Annotated in this window: 20 protein-coding genes; 5 read left to right on the top strand and 15 right to left on the bottom strand. The window is 31.1% G+C overall.

Going from position 1 to position 20,733, the window contains the following annotated elements; genetic code table 11:
• Window positions 1-11 precede the first annotated feature (11 nt).
• Window positions 12-1,190, top strand: a complete 1,179-nt coding sequence (locus ACZ49Z_RS08720; protein WP_464307785.1) for an acyl-CoA dehydrogenase family protein — start codon at window positions 12-14, stop codon at window positions 1,188-1,190.
• A 123-nt stretch (window positions 1,191-1,313) separates the two neighbouring features.
• A complete protein-coding gene (locus ACZ49Z_RS08715) occupies window positions 1,314-2,093 on the top strand; it encodes a DUF3050 domain-containing protein (protein WP_464307784.1) in 780 nt (259 codons plus the stop codon).
• A gap of 50 nt (window positions 2,094-2,143) precedes the next feature.
• Here the strand turns inward: ACZ49Z_RS08715 and ACZ49Z_RS08710 are convergent, their stop codons facing one another.
• The 4 genes from ACZ49Z_RS08710 to ACZ49Z_RS08695 form a co-directional block, all read right to left on the bottom strand.
• The gene (locus tag ACZ49Z_RS08710; protein ID WP_464307783.1) at window positions 2,144-3,382 is read right to left on the bottom strand and encodes an NAD(P)/FAD-dependent oxidoreductase; all 1,239 of its coding nucleotides are present in this window, start codon (window positions 3,380-3,382) and stop codon (window positions 2,144-2,146) included.
• Window positions 3,383-3,384: 2 nt separating this feature from the next.
• Entirely contained in the window at window positions 3,385-4,395 is a 1,011-nt protein-coding gene (locus ACZ49Z_RS08705; RefSeq protein WP_464307782.1) for a 4-hydroxyproline epimerase, read from the bottom strand.
• Entirely contained in the window at window positions 4,395-5,981 is a 1,587-nt protein-coding gene (locus ACZ49Z_RS08700) for an aldehyde dehydrogenase (NADP(+)) (RefSeq protein WP_464307781.1), read from the bottom strand. Before ACZ49Z_RS08700 ends, ACZ49Z_RS08705 begins: the two co-directional genes overlap by 1 nt.
• A gap of 96 nt (window positions 5,982-6,077) precedes the next feature.
• Entirely contained in the window at window positions 6,078-6,992 is a 915-nt protein-coding gene (locus tag ACZ49Z_RS08695) for a dihydrodipicolinate synthase family protein (protein WP_464307780.1), read from the bottom strand.
• 155 nt (window positions 6,993-7,147) lie between these two features.
• On the opposite strand from ACZ49Z_RS08695, the gene ACZ49Z_RS08690 reads away from it, so the two are divergent.
• From ACZ49Z_RS08690 to ACZ49Z_RS08680, 3 genes are all read left to right on the top strand, one after another.
• Window positions 7,148-8,014: an AraC family transcriptional regulator gene (locus ACZ49Z_RS08690; protein ID WP_464307779.1), complete on the top strand. Its 867-nt coding sequence runs from the start codon at window positions 7,148-7,150 to the stop codon at window positions 8,012-8,014.
• 17 nt (window positions 8,015-8,031) lie between these two features.
• Window positions 8,032-9,318 (top strand): S28 family serine protease, encoded by a 1,287-nt coding sequence (locus tag ACZ49Z_RS08685; RefSeq protein ID WP_464307778.1) that lies wholly within the window; start codon window positions 8,032-8,034, stop codon window positions 9,316-9,318.
• 109 nt (window positions 9,319-9,427) lie between these two features.
• The gene (locus ACZ49Z_RS08680; RefSeq protein WP_464307777.1) at window positions 9,428-10,330 is read left to right on the top strand and encodes a metallophosphoesterase; all 903 of its coding nucleotides are present in this window, start codon (window positions 9,428-9,430) and stop codon (window positions 10,328-10,330) included.
• Here ACZ49Z_RS08680 and ACZ49Z_RS08675 read toward each other — a convergent pair.
• From ACZ49Z_RS08675 to ACZ49Z_RS08625, 11 genes are all read right to left on the bottom strand, one after another.
• Window positions 10,327-11,838 (bottom strand): polyamine aminopropyltransferase, encoded by a 1,512-nt coding sequence (locus ACZ49Z_RS08675; RefSeq protein WP_464307776.1) that lies wholly within the window; start codon window positions 11,836-11,838, stop codon window positions 10,327-10,329. The two genes, ACZ49Z_RS08680 and ACZ49Z_RS08675, sit on opposite strands and share 4 nt — an antisense overlap.
• Window positions 11,831-12,046, bottom strand: a complete 216-nt coding sequence (locus tag ACZ49Z_RS08670; RefSeq protein WP_464307775.1) for a DUF350 domain-containing protein — start codon at window positions 12,044-12,046, stop codon at window positions 11,831-11,833. The genes ACZ49Z_RS08675 and ACZ49Z_RS08670 overlap by 8 nt, the downstream gene beginning before the upstream one ends.
• An 8-nt stretch (window positions 12,047-12,054) precedes the next feature.
• The gene (locus ACZ49Z_RS08665) at window positions 12,055-12,240 is read right to left on the bottom strand and encodes a hypothetical protein (RefSeq protein ID WP_464307774.1); all 186 of its coding nucleotides are present in this window, start codon (window positions 12,238-12,240) and stop codon (window positions 12,055-12,057) included.
• Entirely contained in the window at window positions 12,241-13,461 is a 1,221-nt protein-coding gene (locus ACZ49Z_RS08660; RefSeq protein WP_464307773.1) for a DUF4178 domain-containing protein, read from the bottom strand. It lies immediately after the preceding gene.
• Between the two features lies 1 nt (window position 13,462).
• Window positions 13,463-13,825 (bottom strand): S-adenosylmethionine decarboxylase family protein, encoded by a 363-nt coding sequence (locus tag ACZ49Z_RS08655; RefSeq protein WP_464307772.1) that lies wholly within the window; start codon window positions 13,823-13,825, stop codon window positions 13,463-13,465.
• Window positions 13,826-13,880: 55 nt separating this feature from the next.
• Window positions 13,881-14,213 carry a 2Fe-2S iron-sulfur cluster-binding family protein gene (locus ACZ49Z_RS08650; RefSeq protein WP_464307771.1) on the bottom strand — a complete coding sequence of 111 codons (333 nt, stop codon included), beginning with the start codon at window positions 14,211-14,213 and terminating at the stop codon, window positions 13,881-13,883.
• 65 nt (window positions 14,214-14,278) lie between these two features.
• Window positions 14,279-15,337 carry an NAD(P)/FAD-dependent oxidoreductase gene (locus ACZ49Z_RS08645; protein WP_464307770.1) on the bottom strand — a complete coding sequence of 353 codons (1,059 nt, stop codon included), beginning with the start codon at window positions 15,335-15,337 and terminating at the stop codon, window positions 14,279-14,281.
• An 81-nt stretch (window positions 15,338-15,418) separates the two neighbouring features.
• A complete protein-coding gene (locus ACZ49Z_RS08640; protein WP_464307769.1) occupies window positions 15,419-15,658 on the bottom strand; it encodes a NifU family protein in 240 nt (79 codons plus the stop codon).
• Window position 15,659: 1 nt separating this feature from the next.
• Window positions 15,660-16,802 (bottom strand): Mrp/NBP35 family ATP-binding protein, encoded by a 1,143-nt coding sequence (locus ACZ49Z_RS08635; RefSeq protein ID WP_464307768.1) that lies wholly within the window; start codon window positions 16,800-16,802, stop codon window positions 15,660-15,662.
• Between the two features lie 158 nt (window positions 16,803-16,960).
• Entirely contained in the window at window positions 16,961-18,262 is a 1,302-nt protein-coding gene (locus ACZ49Z_RS08630; protein WP_464307767.1) for a TolC family protein, read from the bottom strand.
• Complete coding sequence (locus ACZ49Z_RS08625) at window positions 18,255-20,681, bottom strand: ABC transporter permease (protein WP_464307766.1); 2,427 nt, start codon at window positions 20,679-20,681, stop codon at window positions 18,255-18,257. Before ACZ49Z_RS08625 ends, ACZ49Z_RS08630 begins: the two co-directional genes overlap by 8 nt.
• Between the last annotated feature and the right edge of the window lie 52 nt (window positions 20,682-20,733).

Below are 20,733 nucleotides of genomic sequence, written 5' to 3'. Positions count from 1 at the left end.
ACGACATAATTATGAAACCAGATTTATTTCAATCACCTGATTATTACCTTTTAGACGACTTACTGTCTGATGAACATAAATTAGTTCGTGACGCTGCACGCGCATGGGTTAAAAAAGAAGTATCTCCAATTATTGAAGAATATGCTCAAAAAGCCGAATTCCCAAAACAAATAGTGAAAGGTTTGGGTGAAATTGGAGGTTTTGGACCATATATCCCTGTAGAATATGGCGGTGCTGGTTTGGATCAAATTTCGTATGGCTTAATCATGCAAGAAATAGAAAGAGGAGATTCTGGAGTTCGCTCTACTTCTTCTGTACAGTCTTCATTAGTAATGTATCCTATTTGGAAATATGGAAACGAAGAGCAACGTATGAAATATTTACCAAAACTTGCAACTGGAGAATTTATTGGTTGCTTTGGTTTAACAGAACCAGATCACGGTTCAAATCCAGGTGGAATGACTACCAATTATAAAGACATGGGAGATCACTATCTTTTAAATGGTGCTAAAATGTGGATTTCTAATGCTCCTTTTGCAGATATTGCAGTTGTTTGGGCTAAAAATGAAGAAGGAAGAATTCATGGCCTAATTGTTGAAAGAGGTATGGAAGGTTTTTCTACTCCAGAGACACATAATAAATGGTCACTCCGTGCTTCTGCTACTGGTGAATTAATTTTCGACAATGTTAAAGTACCAAAGGAAAATTTATTACCAAATAAATCTGGTCTTGGTGCTCCACTAGGATGCTTAGATTCTGCAAGATATGGTATTGCTTGGGGAGCAATTGGAGCAGCTATGGATTGCTATGATACTGCTTTAAGATACTCGAAAGAGCGCATTCAATTTGACAAACCAATTGGAGCTACTCAATTGCAACAAAAGAAATTAGCTGAAATGATCACAGAAATCACAAAAGCACAATTATTAACGTGGAGATTAGGAGTACTAAGAAATGAAGGTAGAGCTACTTCAGCACAAATTTCTATGGCAAAAAGAAACAATGTTGATATGGCATTAACTATTGCTAGAGATGCTCGCCAAATGCTTGGAGGAATGGGGATTACTGGAGAATATTCCATCATGAGACATATGATGAATTTAGAATCTGTTGTTACTTATGAAGGAACGCATGACATTCATTTATTAATAACTGGAATGGACATTACTGGTTTTCCTGCATTTAAGTAATTAAACAATAAATAAATTTTATATAAAATGCTTCGCTTTTTAGTGAAGCATTTTTAATTTTGGAACATTATTTGCAATCTATGACTTAAATAGCATTTGTATAATATATTAAAATGTAAAATTATGGATACCCAAACTATTAACCGTAGCATTCAACCGTATAGAGAACAACTATTAAAACATTCTTTATATAATAAAATAAAAAACATTGAAGACCTGCATAGTTTTCTTGAAAGTCATGTTTTTGCAGTATGGGACTTTATGTCACTTCTAAAAGCATTACAAAATAAATTAACTTGCACAACTACACCATGGCTTCCTATTGGAAATCCAGAAATCCGCTATTTAATCAATGAGATTGTGGTGGCAGAAGAAACTGACATTGACCAAGAAGGAAATAGAAAAAGCCACTATGAACTCTACCTAGAAGCAATGGACGCTTGCGGAGCTAATACTTCTATAATGAAAACCTTTTTAGAAGATGTAGTGAGTACAAGAAATATTTTTGTAAGCATTAAACAAAGTAATCTCCATGAAAATATAAAAGAGTTTTTAGATTTTACATTTAGGATTATTGAGGAAGGTCGTCCTCATCAAATTGCAGCAGCGTTTACATTTGGGCGAGAAGATTTAATTCCTGAGATGTTTACTGCTATTTTAAATAAATTTGAACAAAATCTTCCTGAAATAGATCTATCAAAATTAATTTATTATTTTGAGCGTCATATTGAACTTGATGCAGATGAACACGGGCCAATGGCCATGAAAATGATAGAAGAATTATGCGAAGATGATGCTAAAAAATGGCAAGAAGTGGAACAAGTTTCTATTTTAGCACTTCAAAAAAGAGTTGGTCTTTGGAATGCAATTGAGGAAAACATACTAAAAAAAGAACTTGTATAATTTATTTTAATATTGAAAAACCGGCTGTTTTCACAACCGGTTTTTACATACTAAACAAATTGAAACATTTTTGTCGAGACCGACAAAGGTTTCTCAGAAATAATCTCTGCAACTATTTTACCAGTTGCTGGAGCCAAACTAAGCCCCATCATAGCATGCCCAGTGGCAAAAACTATATTTTTAATATTTTTATCTCTTGCTATAATTGGCATACCTGAAGGTGTGCAAGGTCTAAAACCATACCAAACATCCTCTTCTTTTGGATTTTTTATATTTAAATTAGGATAGAATTGATTTACTGTATTTACAATTCCTTGTAATCGATTTTGTTTTATCTTGATATCATTTGTATGCGTGATTTCCATTGTTCCACCATACCGAATAGCATCTCCCATAGGTGTTACCGCAACTTTTCCTTCACATAAAATAGACGGGATAGAAGGTTTTTCTTTTTCATTAAAAAGCGTGAAACTGTATCCTTTTCCTGGCAATAATGACAAATTAGTCCCAATTTTTTTAGCTATTTCAGGACTCCAAGCTCCTGTAGCCACCACAACCTCATCAGTCATGAAATTTCCTTGAGATGTAATTATTTCTGAAACTTTCCCATTTGTAATTACCAAATCATTTACGCTACTATTTTTCTTGATTTCACCACCTAACTTTATAACTTCATCTATTAAAAAAGCTATTAATTTTTGTGGTTGCAAATGAGCGTCACTTTTATAATGAACAGCACCAATAGCGTCAACTTTTGTTCCTTTTTCAAGACGAGACAATTCAGCTTTCGACAAAAAATCGACTTTAAGACCTAGATTTTCTGCCAATTCCCCTTCATAAACAACTTCTTCGCCAACCTTCTCACTTTTGTATAACATTAACAGCCCTTTTTCTTCATATAGAAAAGAATCACTAATTTTATTTAGTTCTCTATACAAATCCTTACTCAATAAAGACAAGTCTCTTAATGCAGGCATTGCATTTTCAACATGTCTTTTATTTGCATGTTTATAAAACTTCCACCCCCATTGCATCAAATCTTTATCCAATCTTGGTTTCACATAAAAAGGACTTTTATTGTCGAACATCCATTTTATTCCTTGCTTTATCATACCCGGTTGTGCTAAAGGGATAACATGAGAGGGGACTATCATTCCTGCATTTCCATGAGAACAACCATCCGTCAAATCGGAACTATCAAAAAGTGTAACAGAAAAACCTTCTTTGGATAAATAATAAGCAGAACATAGTCCAATAATTCCTCCTCCAATAATACTTACTTTCTTCATTTTTATATTACCTGAAATCCATATGCATAAGGATCATCCTTATCATCAATAATAATTGTATTATACCCATAGACTTTTGCCCATCCTTGAATACTTGGAATTATAGCATCAAAGTCACCTAGTTTTGTTACTTCTTCTACTTTCCCAACAAATTTGCTTCCAATGTAGCTTTCGTGTATGAAATTTTCATTTTGTTTCAATTTTCCTTTTGCATACAATTGAGCCATTCTTGCAGAAGTCCCTGTTCCACAAGGAGAGCGATCTATTGCTTTATCTCCATAGAAAACTGCATTTCTTCCAGAAGAAGTTGCATCTAGAGGAGTTCCTGTCCAAAGCATATGACTGACATCTCTAATTGTATCATTCTCGGGATGTATAAAAAAATCAGGATATTTTTCATTGATTCTTTTACGAACTTCTTGACTATACTGTATAATTTTACTTGCTGTAAAATCTTGAATGCCAGCAAAATTCTTCTGTGGATCTACGATAGCATAATAATTTCCTCCATAGGCTACATCAAAAATTATTTCTCCTAATTCTGGACAATCAATTGTTAAATTTTCCGCTGCTAAGTAGGACTTAACATTAGTTAATTTTACCCATTCCACTTTATTTCCTTCTTGTTTATATTCAATTTGAACTAAACCTGCTGGTGCTTCCATCTTAATTTTACCAGGAATCTTTGGAATAATTAATCCTTCTTCAATAGCAATCGTAATTGTACCAATTGTACCATGACCACACATTGGCAAACATCCTGATGTTTCTATAAAAAGAATACCAAAGTCATTTTCAGGATTACTTGGCGGATATAAAATACTTCCACTCATCATGTCGTGCCCCCTCGGTTCAAACATTAATCCTTTTCTAATCCAATCATACTCCTTCAAAAAATGCTGCCTTTTTTCACTCATGTTATCCCCAATTAAATTTGGACCTCCTCCAGCCACTACACGAACCGGATTTCCACATGTGTGAGCATCTACGCAAAAAAATGTTTTTTTAGCCATTATTCTATAGATGAATTTGTAATTATATTGTTAACCATTCTAGAAATACCTAATTGATTTTCGTTTTGAAGTTCTTTTGGTAATAATTCATTAGGCCAGTCTTGATAACTTACGGGGCGTACCCAACGTTTAACAGCATTAATCCCCACTGCTGTAAATCTTGAATCTGACGAAGCTGGATAAGGACCACCATGCAACATCGCAGGGCAAACTTCTACTCCAGTTGGAACTCCATTAAAAATAAGCCTTCCTACTCTATTCTGCAATTCTGATATTATATTTGTATATTGAGTAATTTCATTATTCTCACTCAAAATTGTTCCTGTTAATTGCCCATCAAGTCCTCTTATTACTGAAAGTAATTCTTCTTCATTTTCACATTGAACAATGATTGAGAAAGGGCCGAACACTTCTTCTCTTAAAGTCTTATTTTCTAAAAACACTTTCCCTGATACAGTTAAAACTGTTTGTGCAGCATAATTAGGTCTTATTTCATTATTATATTCTGCTACAACTTCTACATTTGGTTGAGACGATAATAACTTTTTACCTTCATCAAAATTTGTTTTAATAGAACTATGTAACATACATGTCGGGTTAATTTTTTTTATCTCATGAGATAATTCTTCTGAAAAATGTTTCAACCCATCACTTTTCATTCCAATAATCAAACCAGGATTTGTACAAAACTGTCCTGTACCCATTGTTATGGAACTTGCATAAGCTTTAGCCCATTTTTCATTACTCAATTCAGCTGCTTTTGGCAAAATTACAACAGGATTTATACTACCCATTTCTGCAAAAACAGGAATTGGTTCTGGTCTTTGAGCCGCTAGATTAAAAAGAGCTCTTCCTCCACTAATACTACCTGTAAAACCAACAGCTTTCACTTTTGGGTGCTTTACCAAAGCTGTACCTAGCGTTCTACCATTACCTATTAAATTAGAAAACACACCTTCTGGCATATTAGTTTTTTTTGCTGCCTTAATAACAGCAGAAGCAACCATTTCTCCTGTTCCATTATGCATTGAATGGCTTTTAACAATTACTGGACAGCCTGCTGCTAATGCTGATGCTGTATCTCCACCAGCCGTTGAAAATGCAAATGGAAAATTACTTGATCCAAAAACAACAACTGGACCAAGTGGCACATTCATTTTTCTCAAATCTACTCTTGGCAAAGGTTGTCTTTCTGGTTGTGCAGTATCAATAACTGCTTCAACCCAGCTACCCTCTTCTAGCATTGTAGCAAAAGCTCTCAATTGCCCGATTGTTCTTCCTCTCTCTCCTTCCGCTCTGCCTTTTGGCAAACCAGATTCCTTTGTATAAACTTCTAATAACTGATCTCCTAAAGCTACTATTTCATCAGCTATCGCATTTAAAAAAGTTGCCTTTTGTTGTCCTGAATATTCCCTGTATATTTTGAAAGCTTCCTCTGCCAAAACAACTGCTTTTTCAATTTCTTCTTCGGTTGCTTCTGTAAATACCCATGGATTGTATTCATTTAATTCTGGGTTAAATGATTTTACTTTTTTATCTCCTTCAGCTATTAATTGACTTCCTATATAACTTTTTCCTACAATCATTTTATTATTTTTTAAAAACATAAATAGCAAACCTACAAGTATAAAAGTCCTGCAGGAAAGCTATTTAATAAACAAACTATAATACTTAATGTGAACCTACAAATTTTTATAATCAGGTAGTTTTGGTCTATTTTTTAATCCTTCATTAATTATGTTTAAAACTCTCTCTCTTTCAGCACCCATTAACTGTAATCTAGGAGCTCTAACATATTCTGTACCAATACCCGTCGCTACTTCTGCTAATTTTATATTTTGTACTAATTGTGCATTAATATCTAATTCTAATAATGGCAAAAACCATCTATATATTTTTAATGCTTCCTCTATTCTTCCTGCTTTAGCTAATTTATATATCGCAACAGTTTCTGCTGGAAAAGCATCAACTAATCCTGCAACCCATCCATCAGAACCCATTAAAATACTTTCCAAAGCTAAAGTATCTACACCTGATAAGATTTTTAATCTATCTCCGAAACGATTCTTTATTCTTGTAACGTTTGATATGTCCCTTGTAGATTCTTTAACTGCCTGAATGTTATCAAATTTTAATAATTCTTCAAACATATCTAAGGTTACCTCAATTTTATAATCAACTGGGTTGTTATATACCATAATTGGTAATGATGTGTTTTTCGCTACCTCAGAAAAATAAACAACTGTTTCATAATCTGTTGCCTTGTATCTCATTGGAGGAAGCATCATCAAGCCTTTTGCACCATCTTGTTCTGCTTTGTTAGCTGCTTCAATGGCTCCACGAGTGGTTTGCTCTGCAATATTCATGATTACAGGAACTTTCCCATTTACCATTCGAACCGTTTCTTTAACAAGTTCCCTTTTTTCATTTTCCAAAAGTGTACTAGCTTCTCCAAGTGTTCCACCAAGAATAATGCCTTCTACTCCAGCTTCTAATTGTGCATTAATATTTACTTGAAACATTTCAAAATCTAATTGATCTTTCTCTGTAAATTTTGTGGTAACTGCTGGCATTACCCCTTTCCATTTAACGTTCATATGATTTGTTTTATGCAAATATATCCTGATTAAAACAGCCTCACTTTGATTATATTAACCCAAACTGATACTATATTACCCTATTTTGGCTCATAAAGCATATTTATTGATGAATATTTAATTATTCTTTTATATTTGAATAGATTTTTTTCAATATGAAAGTATTTCCATTTAAAATTCCTAAAACAAAAGAAGAGACTCTTATTTATCAAAGAGATGAAGAAATCATTCTATATGATAAACTTCACCAACATGAAGAAATTCAAATTAGCTATATTGAACGTGGAGAAGGTACCATTATAGTAGGGGATACAATTTCCGAATATAAAGACGGTGATATATTAATATTGGGGAGCTACTTACCACATGTGTTAAAAAGCGAACCTCGAAACCCTGATGAAAACCCTTATAGTTTAGTACATTCTATTTTTTTTACACCAGAATCTTTTGGAGAATCTTTCTTTAATTTATCTGAATTTAAATTAATTAAGCCATTGTTTGAAGAAATGAAAAACGGTTGTAAAATAAATACTAATGCAACCAAGATAAAAAAACTCATTTTAAAATTTGCAAAAGAAGACAATTACAATCGATTTATTATTTTCTTTAAAATAATAAAACTTCTTTCTAAATCTAGAAAACAGCCATTATCTAATTTCAGATATAACAAAAACATGACAGATATAGAAGGAAAAAGAATGCAAATAGTCTTTGAATATGTAATGAATAATTATGGAAAGAATATCTCTTTAGATGAAATATCTAGTTTAGCAAATATGTCTAAAAATGCTTTTTGCAGGTATTTTAAAACCCGAACGAACAAGACTTTTTTTCAATTTTTGATAGAATTAAGAATTGAAAAAGCAGCAAAACTACTTGTTAAACAAAAAGAGCTACCTGTTATTGAAATTGCTGAACTATCTGGTTTTAATAATATCTCTAACTTCAATAGAAAATTTAAAGAAATAAAAGGAGCTTCTCCAGTGTCCTACAGAAAAGAACAAGTACCCGATGAAGAATAAATTAACTCAATAACAAAATGAAAATTTTACAATCCTTATTTATTGCCCTATTATTGGCATTTACTACAATTACGTTTGGACAAACCGCAGAAAATGAAAAGCTAAAATCTAGCCTTGAACAGTTATTTCCAAGTGCAACAATTACCGCGATTGACAACCTCGAAGGTTATACTACATCATTTGAAATTACAATTAACCAATTACTAGATCATTCCAATCCTAATAATGGAACATTTGAACATCATATTTTTTTATCTCATTTAGACTATAACAAACCCATGGTTATTGAAACCGAAGGTTATGCAGCTCGTTATGTAAAAAATGAAGTAAGTACTCTTTTAAATGCAAATCAAGTTATTGTTGAATATCGTTTTTATGGAAAGTCTAGACCTAATCCTATTCCTTGGGAATTCTTGACCAATGACCAAGCTATGGAAGATTATCATTATATATCCAATCAGCTAAAAAAACTATATAAAGGCAAATGGATTTCTACTGGAATTAGCAAAGGTGGTGAAACTACTTTAATCTATAAATCTAAATATCCGAATGATGTTGCTATAGCAATTCCTTATGTAGCTCCGCTAATTAACACTCAAGAAGATAGTAGAACCACAAATCACATTAATTCTGTTGGCACAAAAAAATGCAGAAAAAAAGTAACGCAATTTCAAAGAGCATTATTATTAAATAGAGAGGCTATTATTTCAGAAATAGAAAAATATGCAAGTGAACAAAAAATGACTTTCAATGAAGTTCCGATTCCTGAAGCACTAGAATATGCCGCTTTAGAGTTCTCCTTTTCTTTTTGGCAATGGTCTGGAAAGTGTGATGAAATTCCAAATAAAAATGCTTCAGCAAAAGAATTATTTGATTATATGAATAAGATTGTAGGAATCAGTTTTTATAGTGACAAAACATATTATGATTTATTACCATCTTATTATCAACATACAAGAGAACTTGGTTATTATGGTTTTGATTTTACACCTGTTAAAGATTTATTACAAGTAGTAAAAAGCACGTCCAACACACGATTTGCTCCAAAAGAAATCGATTTAACTTACAATCCTGAATACATTAAAGAAGTAAGAGAATTTGTAGAAACTAAAGGAGATAAAATTCTTTATATTTATGGTGGTTATGATACTTGGGGGGCTTGTGCTCCAACTCCAAAGAAAAATGTAGATGCCCTCAAGATGGTTTTTCCAACAGGAACGCATAGCACACGAATCAAACATTTTTCGAAACAAGACCAAGAAAAAATCATGACTACTCTCAACAGGTGGCTAAAAAATAATTAATTAACAAAAACTAAAAGCTCTGAATAAAATTTACCATTTAGAGCTTTTAGTTTTTATAAAGAAAATAATGTATTTTTGAAAATAGATCATTACACCTATTTTGACCATTATGTCTTCTCAAAATCGATTAACCAAAGCATACAATGAAGCTAAAAGAATATCTTTCACCAATGAAGACAAGTTCATTTTATTTAGCGATTGCCATCGCGGGGACAGTAGTTTTGCAGATGATTTTGCCAATAATAGAAACATTTATTTTCATGCACTAAATCACTATTATAAAGAAGGCTTTACATATATTGAACTTGGTGATGGAGATGAATTATGGGAAAACATTTTTTTTAAAGATATTTTTGAAGCTAATAAAAATGTTTACCTCCTGCTTCAACAATTTTTCAACTCCAAACGATTACATATGATATATGGCAATCATGACATGGTGTATCGCAATGAAAACATTATAAAGAAAAATTTAACCCATTATTTCGATCAAAGAAAAGGAGAAAAGGTGTCGTTATTTCCAAATATAAAATACCACGAAGCCTTAGTTTTAATTAACAAGAACAACCATGACCAAGAACTATTTTTAACTCATGGACACCAAGCCGATTTTATGAACTATGTAGGTTGGAAAATTAATCGTTTTCTAGTTAGAGTACTTTGGAAACCTTTACAAGTCTGGGGCATAAAAGACCCTACAAGCCCTGCAAAGAATTATATTGAACTAATAAAAGTTGAAAAAAACATAAAAGAATGGATTGCTAATAACAATAATAAAATCACCATTACAGGCCATACTCATAGACCTCGTTTTCCTAGCCCAATAGAAAATGCTTTACATTATTTTAACGATGGAAGTTGTGTGCACCCAAGAAGCATTACGGGAATTGAAATTGTTAATGGTACAATTGCACTTATTAAATGGTTTATTGATACTAAAGAAGATGGAACACTTCAGATTGTAAAAGATTTTTTAGAAGGACCTTGCCCATTAGAGGATTATAATACTTAATAACTTCCCCATTCTTTATTAAAATAAGCAACCAACTTTTGATTATTCAACTTATTCACTTCAACATCTGTAGTTATCATGTCTTTTGAAAACTGTGTATGTTTCTCAAACAAATAGTCATAGAATTTTAAATTCTCTATTCTTCTATACACTTTTTTATCAAAGCTGAAATTGGTTGTTAAACAAAACCCCCATTCCCCAAATGAAGGTAAATAAACATGGTAAGGATGAACATTTTTAAATTCGGATTGAATGGTTTTATTAACACACCAAAAAGATTTTGGAGCAAAAAAGGGAGACGTAGATTGCACAACAACAATTGCTTTCTGACTTAAAATTGCTCTTAAACTATTATAAAAACTTGTCGTATATAATTTACCCAGACTAAAATTTGATGGATCTGGGAAATCAACAATTACTACGTCATATTTTTTCTTCTCATTTTTATTTACCCAAACAAATGCGTCTTGGTTAATAATTTCAACTTTTTTGTTTTGCAAAGCATTAGCATTCATCTTTGTAAACAAATTATTTTCTTTAAATAAGTTAGTCATTTCAGCATCTAAATCAACTAATGTTATTGTTTTGACTTCACTGTATTTTAAAATCTCTCTTGCAGCTAATCCGTCTCCACCTCCTAAAATTAATACATTATCAACTTTTTCTGCGAATGACATTGCTGGATGCACTAGCATTTCATGATAACGATATTCATCGAATGTGCTAAATTGAAGATTGTTGTTCAAGTAGAGATTGAAATTTTTTCGTTCATGTGTTAGCACAATTCTTTGATGCTTTGTTGTTGTTGAAAAAACAATATTTTCACCATACAGACTCTTCTCTGAAAACGATAATATTTTGGAGGAAAAAAACAAGGTCACTATTAAAAAACTCAATGAAAAAAAACCTTTTACTTTAAGAAATCTAGCATTTTTTATTTCTTTTTGCAAAATAAAACACATTAACAAACCTGTTCCAATGTTTACAATTCCAAAAACAATGGAGGTCTCAATAAGTCCTAAATAAGGAATAAAAAATACAGGAAACAAAATTGAGGCTAACAAAGCACCAATATAATCGAATGTAAAAACATTAGAAACTAATGTGCTAAACTTAAATTTATCTTTAAGAATAATCATTAAAATAGGTATTTCTAAACCTACTAAACATCCAATTATAAAAACAATCAAGTACAAATAGAATTCAAAAAAATCTACTTTATTAAAAATCAAAAAAAGTAGCGGAGCACTCAATCCACCAATTAGTCCAATTAGAATTTCTATTTCTACAAATCGACTGATGAGATTATTACTATTAAAAAATTTTGAGACATAGGAGCCAATTCCCATAGAAAATAAGTAAATACCTATTATCAATGAAAACTGTGTGACCGAATCGCCTAACAAATAACTAGCCAATGTCCCTGCAATTAATTCATAGATTAATCCACAAGTAGATATTATAAAAATTGTTACAAGAAAAAGATATTCGTATTTTATTTTAACCATGAATTGCCATTCCAATGATAAAAGAAATCCCTAAAATAAAAGCTCCCAAAACAATCGCTAAGGCTGTGTTTTTATTTTCTACAATCTCTTTCCATGATTTTTCTGGTGTAATTTTTTCAATTACAAAATAACACAATAACAAAATAATGAAGCCAAGCAAAGAATATATGACTGAAGCAATTACTGGTTTAAAAAAGAATTCTCCCATTTTTAAAATTATTTATGATTATAACTATTTGAATTATAGACTCTACTTGAACGTGTTCGTTTCTCTTTTTCAGTTTTTTCACAATTGCATATCCTATTTCCTGACATTGTAGAAAATAAATAGATTGCAATTACAAACATTGCCAAAACGACGGGCAATTTATTATTAAAAAGATATTGTTTTAAGGTATCCATCTACTCTTTTTTATAAGGTGAATAGTAACTATCTTCCCATCTTCGGCTTTCAAAACTATTTTTAATAAAATATAACAAAGCTCCAATTGCAAAGAAAATAAAAATAGTGACATATAAATTCCAATTATCTGGTTTTCCCCAGTATATCCTTAGGTGCAGAAAACTATTTTTACCATCTGTTTCATCTTTATTTGGTAAAATCATAATCTTGTAGGAACCTTCACTAACTCCACAAATATTAAATTCATCATTATTACTTCCTTCTGTCCAATTCTCTCCTTCAGAATAACCATGATAATATTCTAAATCTTTAGTAAAATATACTGTTTCTTCTGTTTCTTGATTTATTAATGCAAAATCGGTTGTTATCCAAGAATTATCTACCTCCGAAACGATATCGATACTTAAAGGAGCTATTGGTCCTTTTAATTGAAAAACATCTGTATAAAGCTCTTTGTTATTAACTTCATTTAGATTAAAATTTTCTTCATAAACTAACTGTTCTTTGCTTTGTGAATAAAAGAAAATATGCAATCCTGTTATTATTAAAATAGCAATTATAAAAAGGGTGTAAACATGAGTTAAATTATAATAGAAAGGTTGCACCATTCCTATTCCTTCTCTTGTTCTTAAATTATCTATATCAAATATTTTTTTAACTCTGTCTCTACTTATATGCTCTCCATGATAATATGTTTTTTTATCATCATGTTCAATTGATAGACAAAAAGGAGGGTTTATATATTCTTGATAAGTACATGCTCTAGATTCAAACCTATGATTGAAAAATCCACAACGATAGGAATCAAAAGAATGTCCTGTTTCATATTTTCTATACTCAATACCTTTATAAGTCAAGCTAGCACTTTTAGTAATTTCTTTGCTATCTATCTCTTTTTCAAGAATCCAATGCCCTTTGTCTTCAATTAGAAAAAGTCTTTTATTTGAAGGTGATATTAAGTGATATTCAAACCAAATCTCATTATTCTTATTTTTTCTTATCGTATAGCTAACAACAGTAAACTCTTCTTCATTAAAAACACCTTTTGCACCAATTTTTATAAGCAAAGGAAACGCTGTATTAGATTGCTTATCGAAGAAACTATTTACTCCATTATCGAACTTATAATTACTATGACATGAAAAACAAGTATAGTATTTATAAATAAGGTTAAAATCAGTGGTTACTTTAGTATTACAATTGGTACAAACTACTTCCATACTATCTAAAAATTTCGTTTGATGAAACAATAGAAGCTTCAAAGAAAGTTACCATTTGTTTTGAAATAGCACGTACTTTTTCTGTGTTATCACCAGAATAATTACAAAGATAAACATCCATAGTTATCCTATTAATCTCTGGCCAAGTATGAATACAAATATGAGATTCTTTTAAACAGATAGCCGTAGTATAACTATTATTGTCAAAAACAAAGTGAGACTCGCCAACCTTTTCAAGATTATACTCTAACAATAATCCATTAATAAAATGAATACAAGCTGTATAATTTAATAATCGTTCTTCGTTCCTAGATTGAAGTGTTTGTAAAATATGTAACCCTAAAACAGACTCTTTTTGTAGCATTTATCATGTTTGTATATTTCTTATACGTACATTCCTTAAAAAAGTTACAAAAATTTTATTGCTCTGGTGCTATTTCTATTTCTAGTCCGTCTAAATCTTCTGTAAGATGAATTTGACAACCTAACCTACTATTCTCTTTGACATGATAAGCCTCAGAAAGCATTGCTTCTTCGTCATCATTGCGTTCCGTTTTTAAAACATCGTTTAAAAGGTAACATTGACAAGAAGCACACATTGCCATTCCCCCACACACACCAATAGTTCCTTCTTCTGCTAATTCATAGGAACGAATAAGCTCCATTACATTCATGTTCATATCGGTTGGAGCTTGTACCTCATGTAAAACTCCGTTCCTATCTGTTATTTTGATGGTAATATCTTGTGGCATATTATTTCTAATTTAGATTTGTCAACTTTTTAAAAGTTGACAAATCTATAAAATCTTTAAGTAAACTAATCTATTGCTTTAACAACTGCTTTTTCTGCTTCTTTTCGTGTTCCATCAAAACCATCAACACCTGAAACTGTTGTATATTTTAAAACATACCTTTTCCCAGGATTCAATTTATTATATACACTCTGACACATTAAAGTAGCTTCGTGAAAACCACAAAGGATTAATTTTAATTTACCTGGATAGATATTAACATCTCCAATAGCATAAATTCCTTCAATGTTTGTTTGATAATCTAAAGCATTATTAACTTTAATTGCGTTTTTTTCAATCTCAAGTCCCCAATTTGCAATTGGTCCTAATTTTGGTGTTAATCCGAAAAGCGGAATAAAATAATCGGTTGCTACATTCATTCGAGCACCATTAATTTCAATATCTAACGATTCTATACGCTCACTTCCTTTAAAACCAACTACTTCTGCAGGAGTAATTAATTTTATTTTTCCTTCCGATTTTAACTCTTGTACTTTCTCTACAGAATCTAGTGCTCCTCTAAACTCATTTCTTCTGTGCACTAATGTAACTGATTTTGCTACATTTGCCAAGAAAACACTCCAATCTAAAGCAGAATCTCCACCACCAGCAATTACAATGTTTTTATCACGATATTTTTCTGGATCTTTTACGAAATAATCGACACCTCTATCTTCTTTTTCATAAAACTCAATATCTTTTAACAAAGGTTTTCTAGGTTCAAATGTGCCCAATCCGCCTGCAATTGCAATAGCTTTTGCTTTATGTTCGGTTCCTTCTCTAGTGGTAACAATAAAAGTTCCGTCTTCTAATTTATTAATGGTTTCTGCTGTTTCACCAAGGGTAAAACCAGGTTCAAATTGTTTAATTTGTTCCATTAAATTAGTTACTAAGTCTCCTGCCAACACTTCAGGATAACCTGGAATGTCGAAAATAGGTTTTTTTGGATATAATTCAGCCAATTGACCACCAGGTTGTGGTAGCGCATCAATTATATGACATTTTAATTTTAACAATCCAGCTTCAAAAACTGTGAAAAGGCCAGTAGGACCTGCACCAATTATTAATATATCAGTTTCAATCATTTTTTATAAGTTCGAAGTATTACGGTCATAAAATTGCAAAGTTTTTTTAGCTTTACACATGACTTTTATCATATTGATTTTTTAGGCAATATTTTCAACTGTTTCAATTTGTGGAACATATTTTTTTATGGTCGTTTCTACACCCGCTTTCATTGTGCTAACACTTAAACTACAACTTGTACATGCTCCCTCTAAACGAACTTTTACGTGCTTATCATCTATTACCTCAACAAGTGAAATATCTCCACCGTCAGAATTTAAAAAAGGTCTTATTTCATCTAAGGCTTTTTCAATATTTACTAAAATTTCTTCTTTGTTCATCTTATTTTCCTTTAACAGCAGCACAACCTGCCATTGTAGTTATTTTAATTGCTTCAGTTGCAGGTAACGTTTCGTTGCGACTAACTGTTTCCCTAACTACGTTTCTAGCTAATTCTTCAAATGCTGTTTCTAAAGGAGAACCTGTTTGCATTGCTGCTGGTCTTCCATAATCTCCTGCTTCTCTGATGCTTTGAACCAAAGGTATTTCTCCTAAAAATGGTACACTCAAATCTTCTGCTAGATTTTTTGCTCCTTCTTTACCAAAGATATAATATTTATTGTTAGGAAGTTCTTCTGGTGTAAAATAAGACATATTCTCAATGATCCCTAAAACAGGCACATTAATACTTTCATTTGCAAACATAGAAACTCCTTTCTTAGCGTCTGCTAATGCAACTGCTTGAGGAGTACTCACAACAACTGCTCCTGTTATTGGTAAAGATTGCATGATTGACAAATGAATATCTCCAGTTCCTGGTGGTAAATCGATCAACATAAAATCAATTTCTCCCCAGTTGGCATCAAAAATCATTTGATTTAATGCTTTTGCTGCCATCGGTCCTCTCCAAATAACTGCTTGATCTGGTTTTGTAAAAAACCCAATTGAAAGAATTTCTACACCATAACTTAGTACTGGTTGCATTTTTGATTTACCTTCAATCTCAACCGAAGTAGGTTTGGCGTTTTCAACATCAAACATTATTGGCATAGAAGGTCCATAAATATCGGCATCTAGAACTCCTACCTTAAAGCCCATATTAGATAATGATACTGCTAAATTTGCAGTAATTGTAGATTTTCCGACACCTCCTTTTCCAGAAGAAACGGCAATAATATTGCTTATTCCTGGAATTTGTTTCCCTTTAATAAGGTTAGGATTATCTTCTTTTGCTGGTGCTTCTACTTTTATATTTACTTTTATTTTCGCTTTTTCATACACCTTATCGTGTATTACTTTCATAATATCTACTTCAGCTCTTTTCTTAATATGTAAGGCTGGTGTAGCTAAAACCACATCTACAACTACTTCATCTCCAAAAGTGATTACATTTTTAATTGCACCACTTTCTACCATATTTTTACCTTCTCCTGCAACTGTAATTGTTTCTAAAGCACTAAGTATTTCTTTTCTATCTAACTTCATTATATTTTATAATTAAAGTTTAAAGTTTAAAAGCTATTAAGAACAACTTTTATTTAAACTGAATATGAATTGCAAAGATAGGCAGAAGTTTAAAAGTTTAAAAGTTTCTCGGTTTAAAGTTTTTAAATAAAGGAATAGAAAAAACTTATTATTTGTTTTTAGAGCTCATTGAACTGTATGAGATTCATTTTTAATTGAGTAAATTGAATTTGTAATTGGTTTTTTAGGACATCATATACTGATGAAAGCAAATTATTTTTGGAAGATGCATAACTGAATGCATCTGCTTTTCCTGACGCAAATTTCGCTTGGGTTGTGTTAAAAGATTGATTTGCAAAATCTTCAACCTTACTTAATTTTTCTTGCAGTTGGTAAAAATTGCTTAAATTATTCCTCTCTATTTCAATTTGTTGTTTCACTTTTTGAGTTTCTTGAGTTATCAATAAATTCGATTTTTCACTTTCTAACTTAGCAACGCTTACTCTTTTATTATTTTTAAACCCATTGAAGATAGGAACGTTTAATTGTAGGCCAATTTGTTGGTTCTTATTGTTTCCTATTTGATTATTAAACGATTCTACCATTACGCCTTGTTGGTTTAATGGTTTATAATAGAATGATGATATTTGATAAAATGCTGAAAGCGTGGGTAGTGCTAAACCTCTTTGCACTTTAATTTCTCTGTTGTTTTTATCATAGTTTAGCTTTGCAACTGCTATTTTGGGGTTATTGATGTCCTCTAAATTAGTTTCATATTCAGTTTTTATAATATTCTTGTCTAAAATTATTTTTTCCATTGAAAGATTGGTGAAATTAATTAACTGAAATAATTCGGTTTTTTGTATGGTATATAATTGTTCCGTTTCTATCATTTGTTTTTCTTCCTTTGCAAAAAGAAACTGAATATCGTATAAATCGCTTTTAGGTTTACTTCCTAAACTTACTTCCTTTCGTATTCTTTCTAGATTGTTTTTTGAGTTTTCTACTTGTTGTTTTTGAATTTCTAATAATTCTTGCGTGAATAATGCTTGATAATAGCTTTCTAATATTTGAAGTTTATATTCATTTTCTATTACTTCTTTTTCTGCTTTTGCGATCTCGATATTTATTTTATCTCTTTGAATATTGGCTATTTTATTAAAATCTAGCAAATTCATTTGAGCGTTCAAATAGAAGTTATCATATTGAATATTAGAACTAACTCTTCCATTAGTTGAAGGATCAATAGTCGAACCAAAATTATAAGTCTGATTCCCAAACAGGTTTATCGTCGGTAAAATTTCATTAGCAAAACTATTCTTTGCTTTCTGTGTCTTTTTTATTTCTAGTAAATTGATTTTTATTTGAATATTGTTCTCTAATCCAATACCTACACATTTTTGTAAAGACCAAGAATTTTCTTGGCCTTTTACAAAAAAACTAAATAATAAAAACATTGAAGCTATAATTACTCTACTCATATTTTAAATATTTTAAAACATCTACTCTTGTTGCTTTGTAAGCTCTAGAAAGCACAACAATTAGCGTTAAGCTTAATAAAATTAAGAAACTAACCAAGAAAGGCACAAATGAGATGTTTATTCGGTAAGCAAAATCTTCTAGCCATAGTTGCAACAAATAATAGGCAGGCAATAAAGCTACCATAAAACCAACAACACAAAATACAATATATTGTTTTGAGAGTTCTTTAAGAAGTATATTGGTTTCTGCTCCAAGAGTCTTTCTAATGGCAATTTCTTTCATTCTCCTTTGAATAGAATAACTTGCTAATGCAAAAAGCCCGAACAAAGCTATCAGTACCACAACAATATTTAGTAATGAAAATAGATTTTTCATTTTTATAAACTTTTCGAAAGTTCTAGCATAACTTTTATCTACAAAATCATAACTAAAAGGATACTCTGCATCTACTTTTTTAGTCCAAAATTCCTCAATATTACTAATGGTTTCCTCTAGGTTTTCTGGTTCTACTTTTACGTAAATGGTATTCACATTTTGAAGCATCCAATCGATTGTTTTAAAATGAAAGAATGACATTGGTGGAATTTCAGCTTGTGGTCCATATAAATGAAAATCTTTCACTACTCCAATAATTTTCAATTTATTCCCATTCCATTCAACCGTTTTACCAATTGGTTTTTTTTCATTCATCATTTTTAATGTTGTCTCATTAATCATCATCGAGTTTATAGTGTCTGAAGCGAATTTTTCACTAAAAAACCTTCCTTCTATAACATTAGTCTTCATCATTTCAAGCATTCCAAAATCTACTGCCATATTTTGACCTTGTATATTTGTTCCTTTATAAACATAACTCGAAGATGATGTTGCTCCGTTTCCAAATTTAAATGCACCTGTCGAAACTTGTTTCACTCCTTTAATCTTAGCAACTTCTTGCTTTATAGCATTATAGCGAGAAATTAATTTTTGCCTATAGTTTTCTTCTTTATAATCATAAGGGTTTCTGTAGGAGATTTCTAAAACTTGCTCTCCTTGAAATCCTAAGTCTTTATTTAACATAAACTGTACTTGTTCATAAACAATATAAGATCCAACTATAAAAAATGTAGCAATTGCAAATTGAATAATTAGCATTCCGTTTCTTAACCATACTCCGCTTTTGCTTCTTCCAAAATTTCCTTTTAAAACTTTCAATGTTTCAAAATTAGACACATAAATTGCAGGAAATATCCCTGCTACGATTACCGTTATAATAAAAATTGAAAAAATCTGTATATAAAATTGACTTCCGTGAATGATTAACTCTTTTTCTAAAAAAACATTATAATAGGGCAATGATAGTTCAACTATTACTAAAGATATTACTACTGCAAACAAAACTATTATTATAGTTTCAAATACGAATTGGTGAATAATATTGTTCTTTGTGGCACCCATTATCTTTCGAACACCCACTTCTTTAGCTCTTTTTATTGCATTTGCTGTTGCTAAATTGACATAATTAACTACAGAAAGTAATAGGATTAAAAAAGACAATCCCACCAGTATCATTAACGTCTGATAGTTCCCATTTCCTTCTGGATAACCATGTGTCTTAGAATGTAATCGGGCAGAAGCTAAAGGTTCTAGAATGTTATTTATTGTCCCATACAACTTTACATATTCTTCTGTGGAGATACCTTCATTTTCTGCTTCTCTTGACATTTTATATTTGAAAAACAATCTATTTAAAGCTTCCTCAACTTTTGTTTTTTGTGAGGTATCTTTTAATTTTAGTAATAATCCAAAATTAAAATTACCCCATTGCTCCCTATTTTCTTCTAATTGTTTATCAATAATATTCGTTACCGCTTCTGGAGCAATTGATGATTTTTTATTGATTTTATAAATACCTCTAACGACTAATGTCCTACCCGAATATTGCACTTGTTTCCCCATTGCTTCTTCTTTTCCAAAGAGTCGTTGTGCAACTTCTTCTGAAAGCGCAATACTTGTATTGTCTTGAATGGCAACTTTACCGTTTCCTTTAATGAATTCGAAAGGAAAAAAATCAAAGAAATTATTTTGTGCATCAAATATTTTTTCAATTAATTCCTTTTTCCCTTTGTAGGTTATTATTTCATTATAATACCACGTATTAAAATAGCAATGCGACTCTATTTCGGGAATTTCTCCTAAATATTTACCTAACGGGCTTGCTGTATATCCCCAAACTAAATCGTTTCCTAAATCGCTAACAACTTGATGTACTTTTTCTTTTTCAGGATTCCAATTATTATAGCTTTGTTCGTCGTTCCAATATAGTGTAGCAAATATTAGTCCTGCAATTCCAATACTTAATCCTAAAATATTAAGAAATGTAAAGAGTTTATTGTTTTTAATATGAAATAAAAATATACGTGTCCAATTTTTTAACATAGCTGTTCGATTTTTGATTTTTTATACTACTCCTGGAATTCTGTTTTAACAT

Source organism: Flavobacterium sp. KY-23415 (assembly GCF_055384985.1).
The sequence above is the reverse complement of the archived record's forward strand: the minus strand, read 5'-3'. Positions and strand labels throughout refer to the sequence as shown.

What these genes read in the sequence shown, in the direction of transcription:
- ACZ49Z_RS08680 (WP_464307777.1), top strand. Translation starts at nt 9,428, where the DNA reads ATGTCTTCTCAAAATCGATTAACCAAAGCATACAATGAAGCTAAAAGA.
- ACZ49Z_RS08705 (WP_464307782.1), bottom strand. Translation starts at nt 4,395, where the DNA reads ATGGCTAAAAAAACATTTTTTTGCGTAGATGCTCACACATGTGGAAAT.
- ACZ49Z_RS08695 (WP_464307780.1), bottom strand. Translation starts at nt 6,992, where the DNA reads ATGAACGTTAAATGGAAAGGGGTAATGCCAGCAGTTACCACAAAATTT.
- ACZ49Z_RS08710 (WP_464307783.1), bottom strand. Translation starts at nt 3,382, where the DNA reads ATGAAGAAAGTAAGTATTATTGGAGGAGGAATTATTGGACTATGTTCT.
- ACZ49Z_RS08640 (WP_464307769.1), bottom strand. Translation starts at nt 15,658, where the DNA reads ATGAACAAAGAAGAAATTTTAGTAAATATTGAAAAAGCCTTAGATGAA.
- ACZ49Z_RS08685 (WP_464307778.1), top strand. Translation starts at nt 8,032, where the DNA reads ATGAAAATTTTACAATCCTTATTTATTGCCCTATTATTGGCATTTACT.
- ACZ49Z_RS08630 (WP_464307767.1), bottom strand. Translation starts at nt 18,262, where the DNA reads ATGAGTAGAGTAATTATAGCTTCAATGTTTTTATTATTTAGTTTTTTT.
- ACZ49Z_RS08625 (WP_464307766.1), bottom strand. Translation starts at nt 20,681, where the DNA reads ATGTTAAAAAATTGGACACGTATATTTTTATTTCATATTAAAAACAAT.
- ACZ49Z_RS08700 (WP_464307781.1), bottom strand. Translation starts at nt 5,981, where the DNA reads ATGATTGTAGGAAAAAGTTATATAGGAAGTCAATTAATAGCTGAAGGA.
- ACZ49Z_RS08660 (WP_464307773.1), bottom strand. Translation starts at nt 13,461, where the DNA reads ATGGAAGTAGTTTGTACCAATTGTAATACTAAAGTAACCACTGATTTT.
- ACZ49Z_RS08670 (WP_464307775.1), bottom strand. Translation starts at nt 12,046, where the DNA reads ATGGGAGAATTCTTTTTTAAACCAGTAATTGCTTCAGTCATATATTCT.
- ACZ49Z_RS08715 (WP_464307784.1), top strand. Translation starts at nt 1,314, where the DNA reads ATGGATACCCAAACTATTAACCGTAGCATTCAACCGTATAGAGAACAA.
- ACZ49Z_RS08665 (WP_464307774.1), bottom strand. Translation starts at nt 12,240, where the DNA reads ATGGATACCTTAAAACAATATCTTTTTAATAATAAATTGCCCGTCGTT.
- ACZ49Z_RS08650 (WP_464307771.1), bottom strand. Translation starts at nt 14,213, where the DNA reads ATGCCACAAGATATTACCATCAAAATAACAGATAGGAACGGAGTTTTA.
- ACZ49Z_RS08690 (WP_464307779.1), top strand. Translation starts at nt 7,148, where the DNA reads ATGAAAGTATTTCCATTTAAAATTCCTAAAACAAAAGAAGAGACTCTT.
- ACZ49Z_RS08675 (WP_464307776.1), bottom strand. Translation starts at nt 11,838, where the DNA reads ATGGTTAAAATAAAATACGAATATCTTTTTCTTGTAACAATTTTTATA.
- ACZ49Z_RS08720 (WP_464307785.1), top strand. Translation starts at nt 12, where the DNA reads ATGAAACCAGATTTATTTCAATCACCTGATTATTACCTTTTAGACGAC.
- ACZ49Z_RS08635 (WP_464307768.1), bottom strand. Translation starts at nt 16,802, where the DNA reads ATGAAGTTAGATAGAAAAGAAATACTTAGTGCTTTAGAAACAATTACA.
- ACZ49Z_RS08655 (WP_464307772.1), bottom strand. Translation starts at nt 13,825, where the DNA reads ATGCTACAAAAAGAGTCTGTTTTAGGGTTACATATTTTACAAACACTT.
- ACZ49Z_RS08645 (WP_464307770.1), bottom strand. Translation starts at nt 15,337, where the DNA reads ATGATTGAAACTGATATATTAATAATTGGTGCAGGTCCTACTGGCCTT.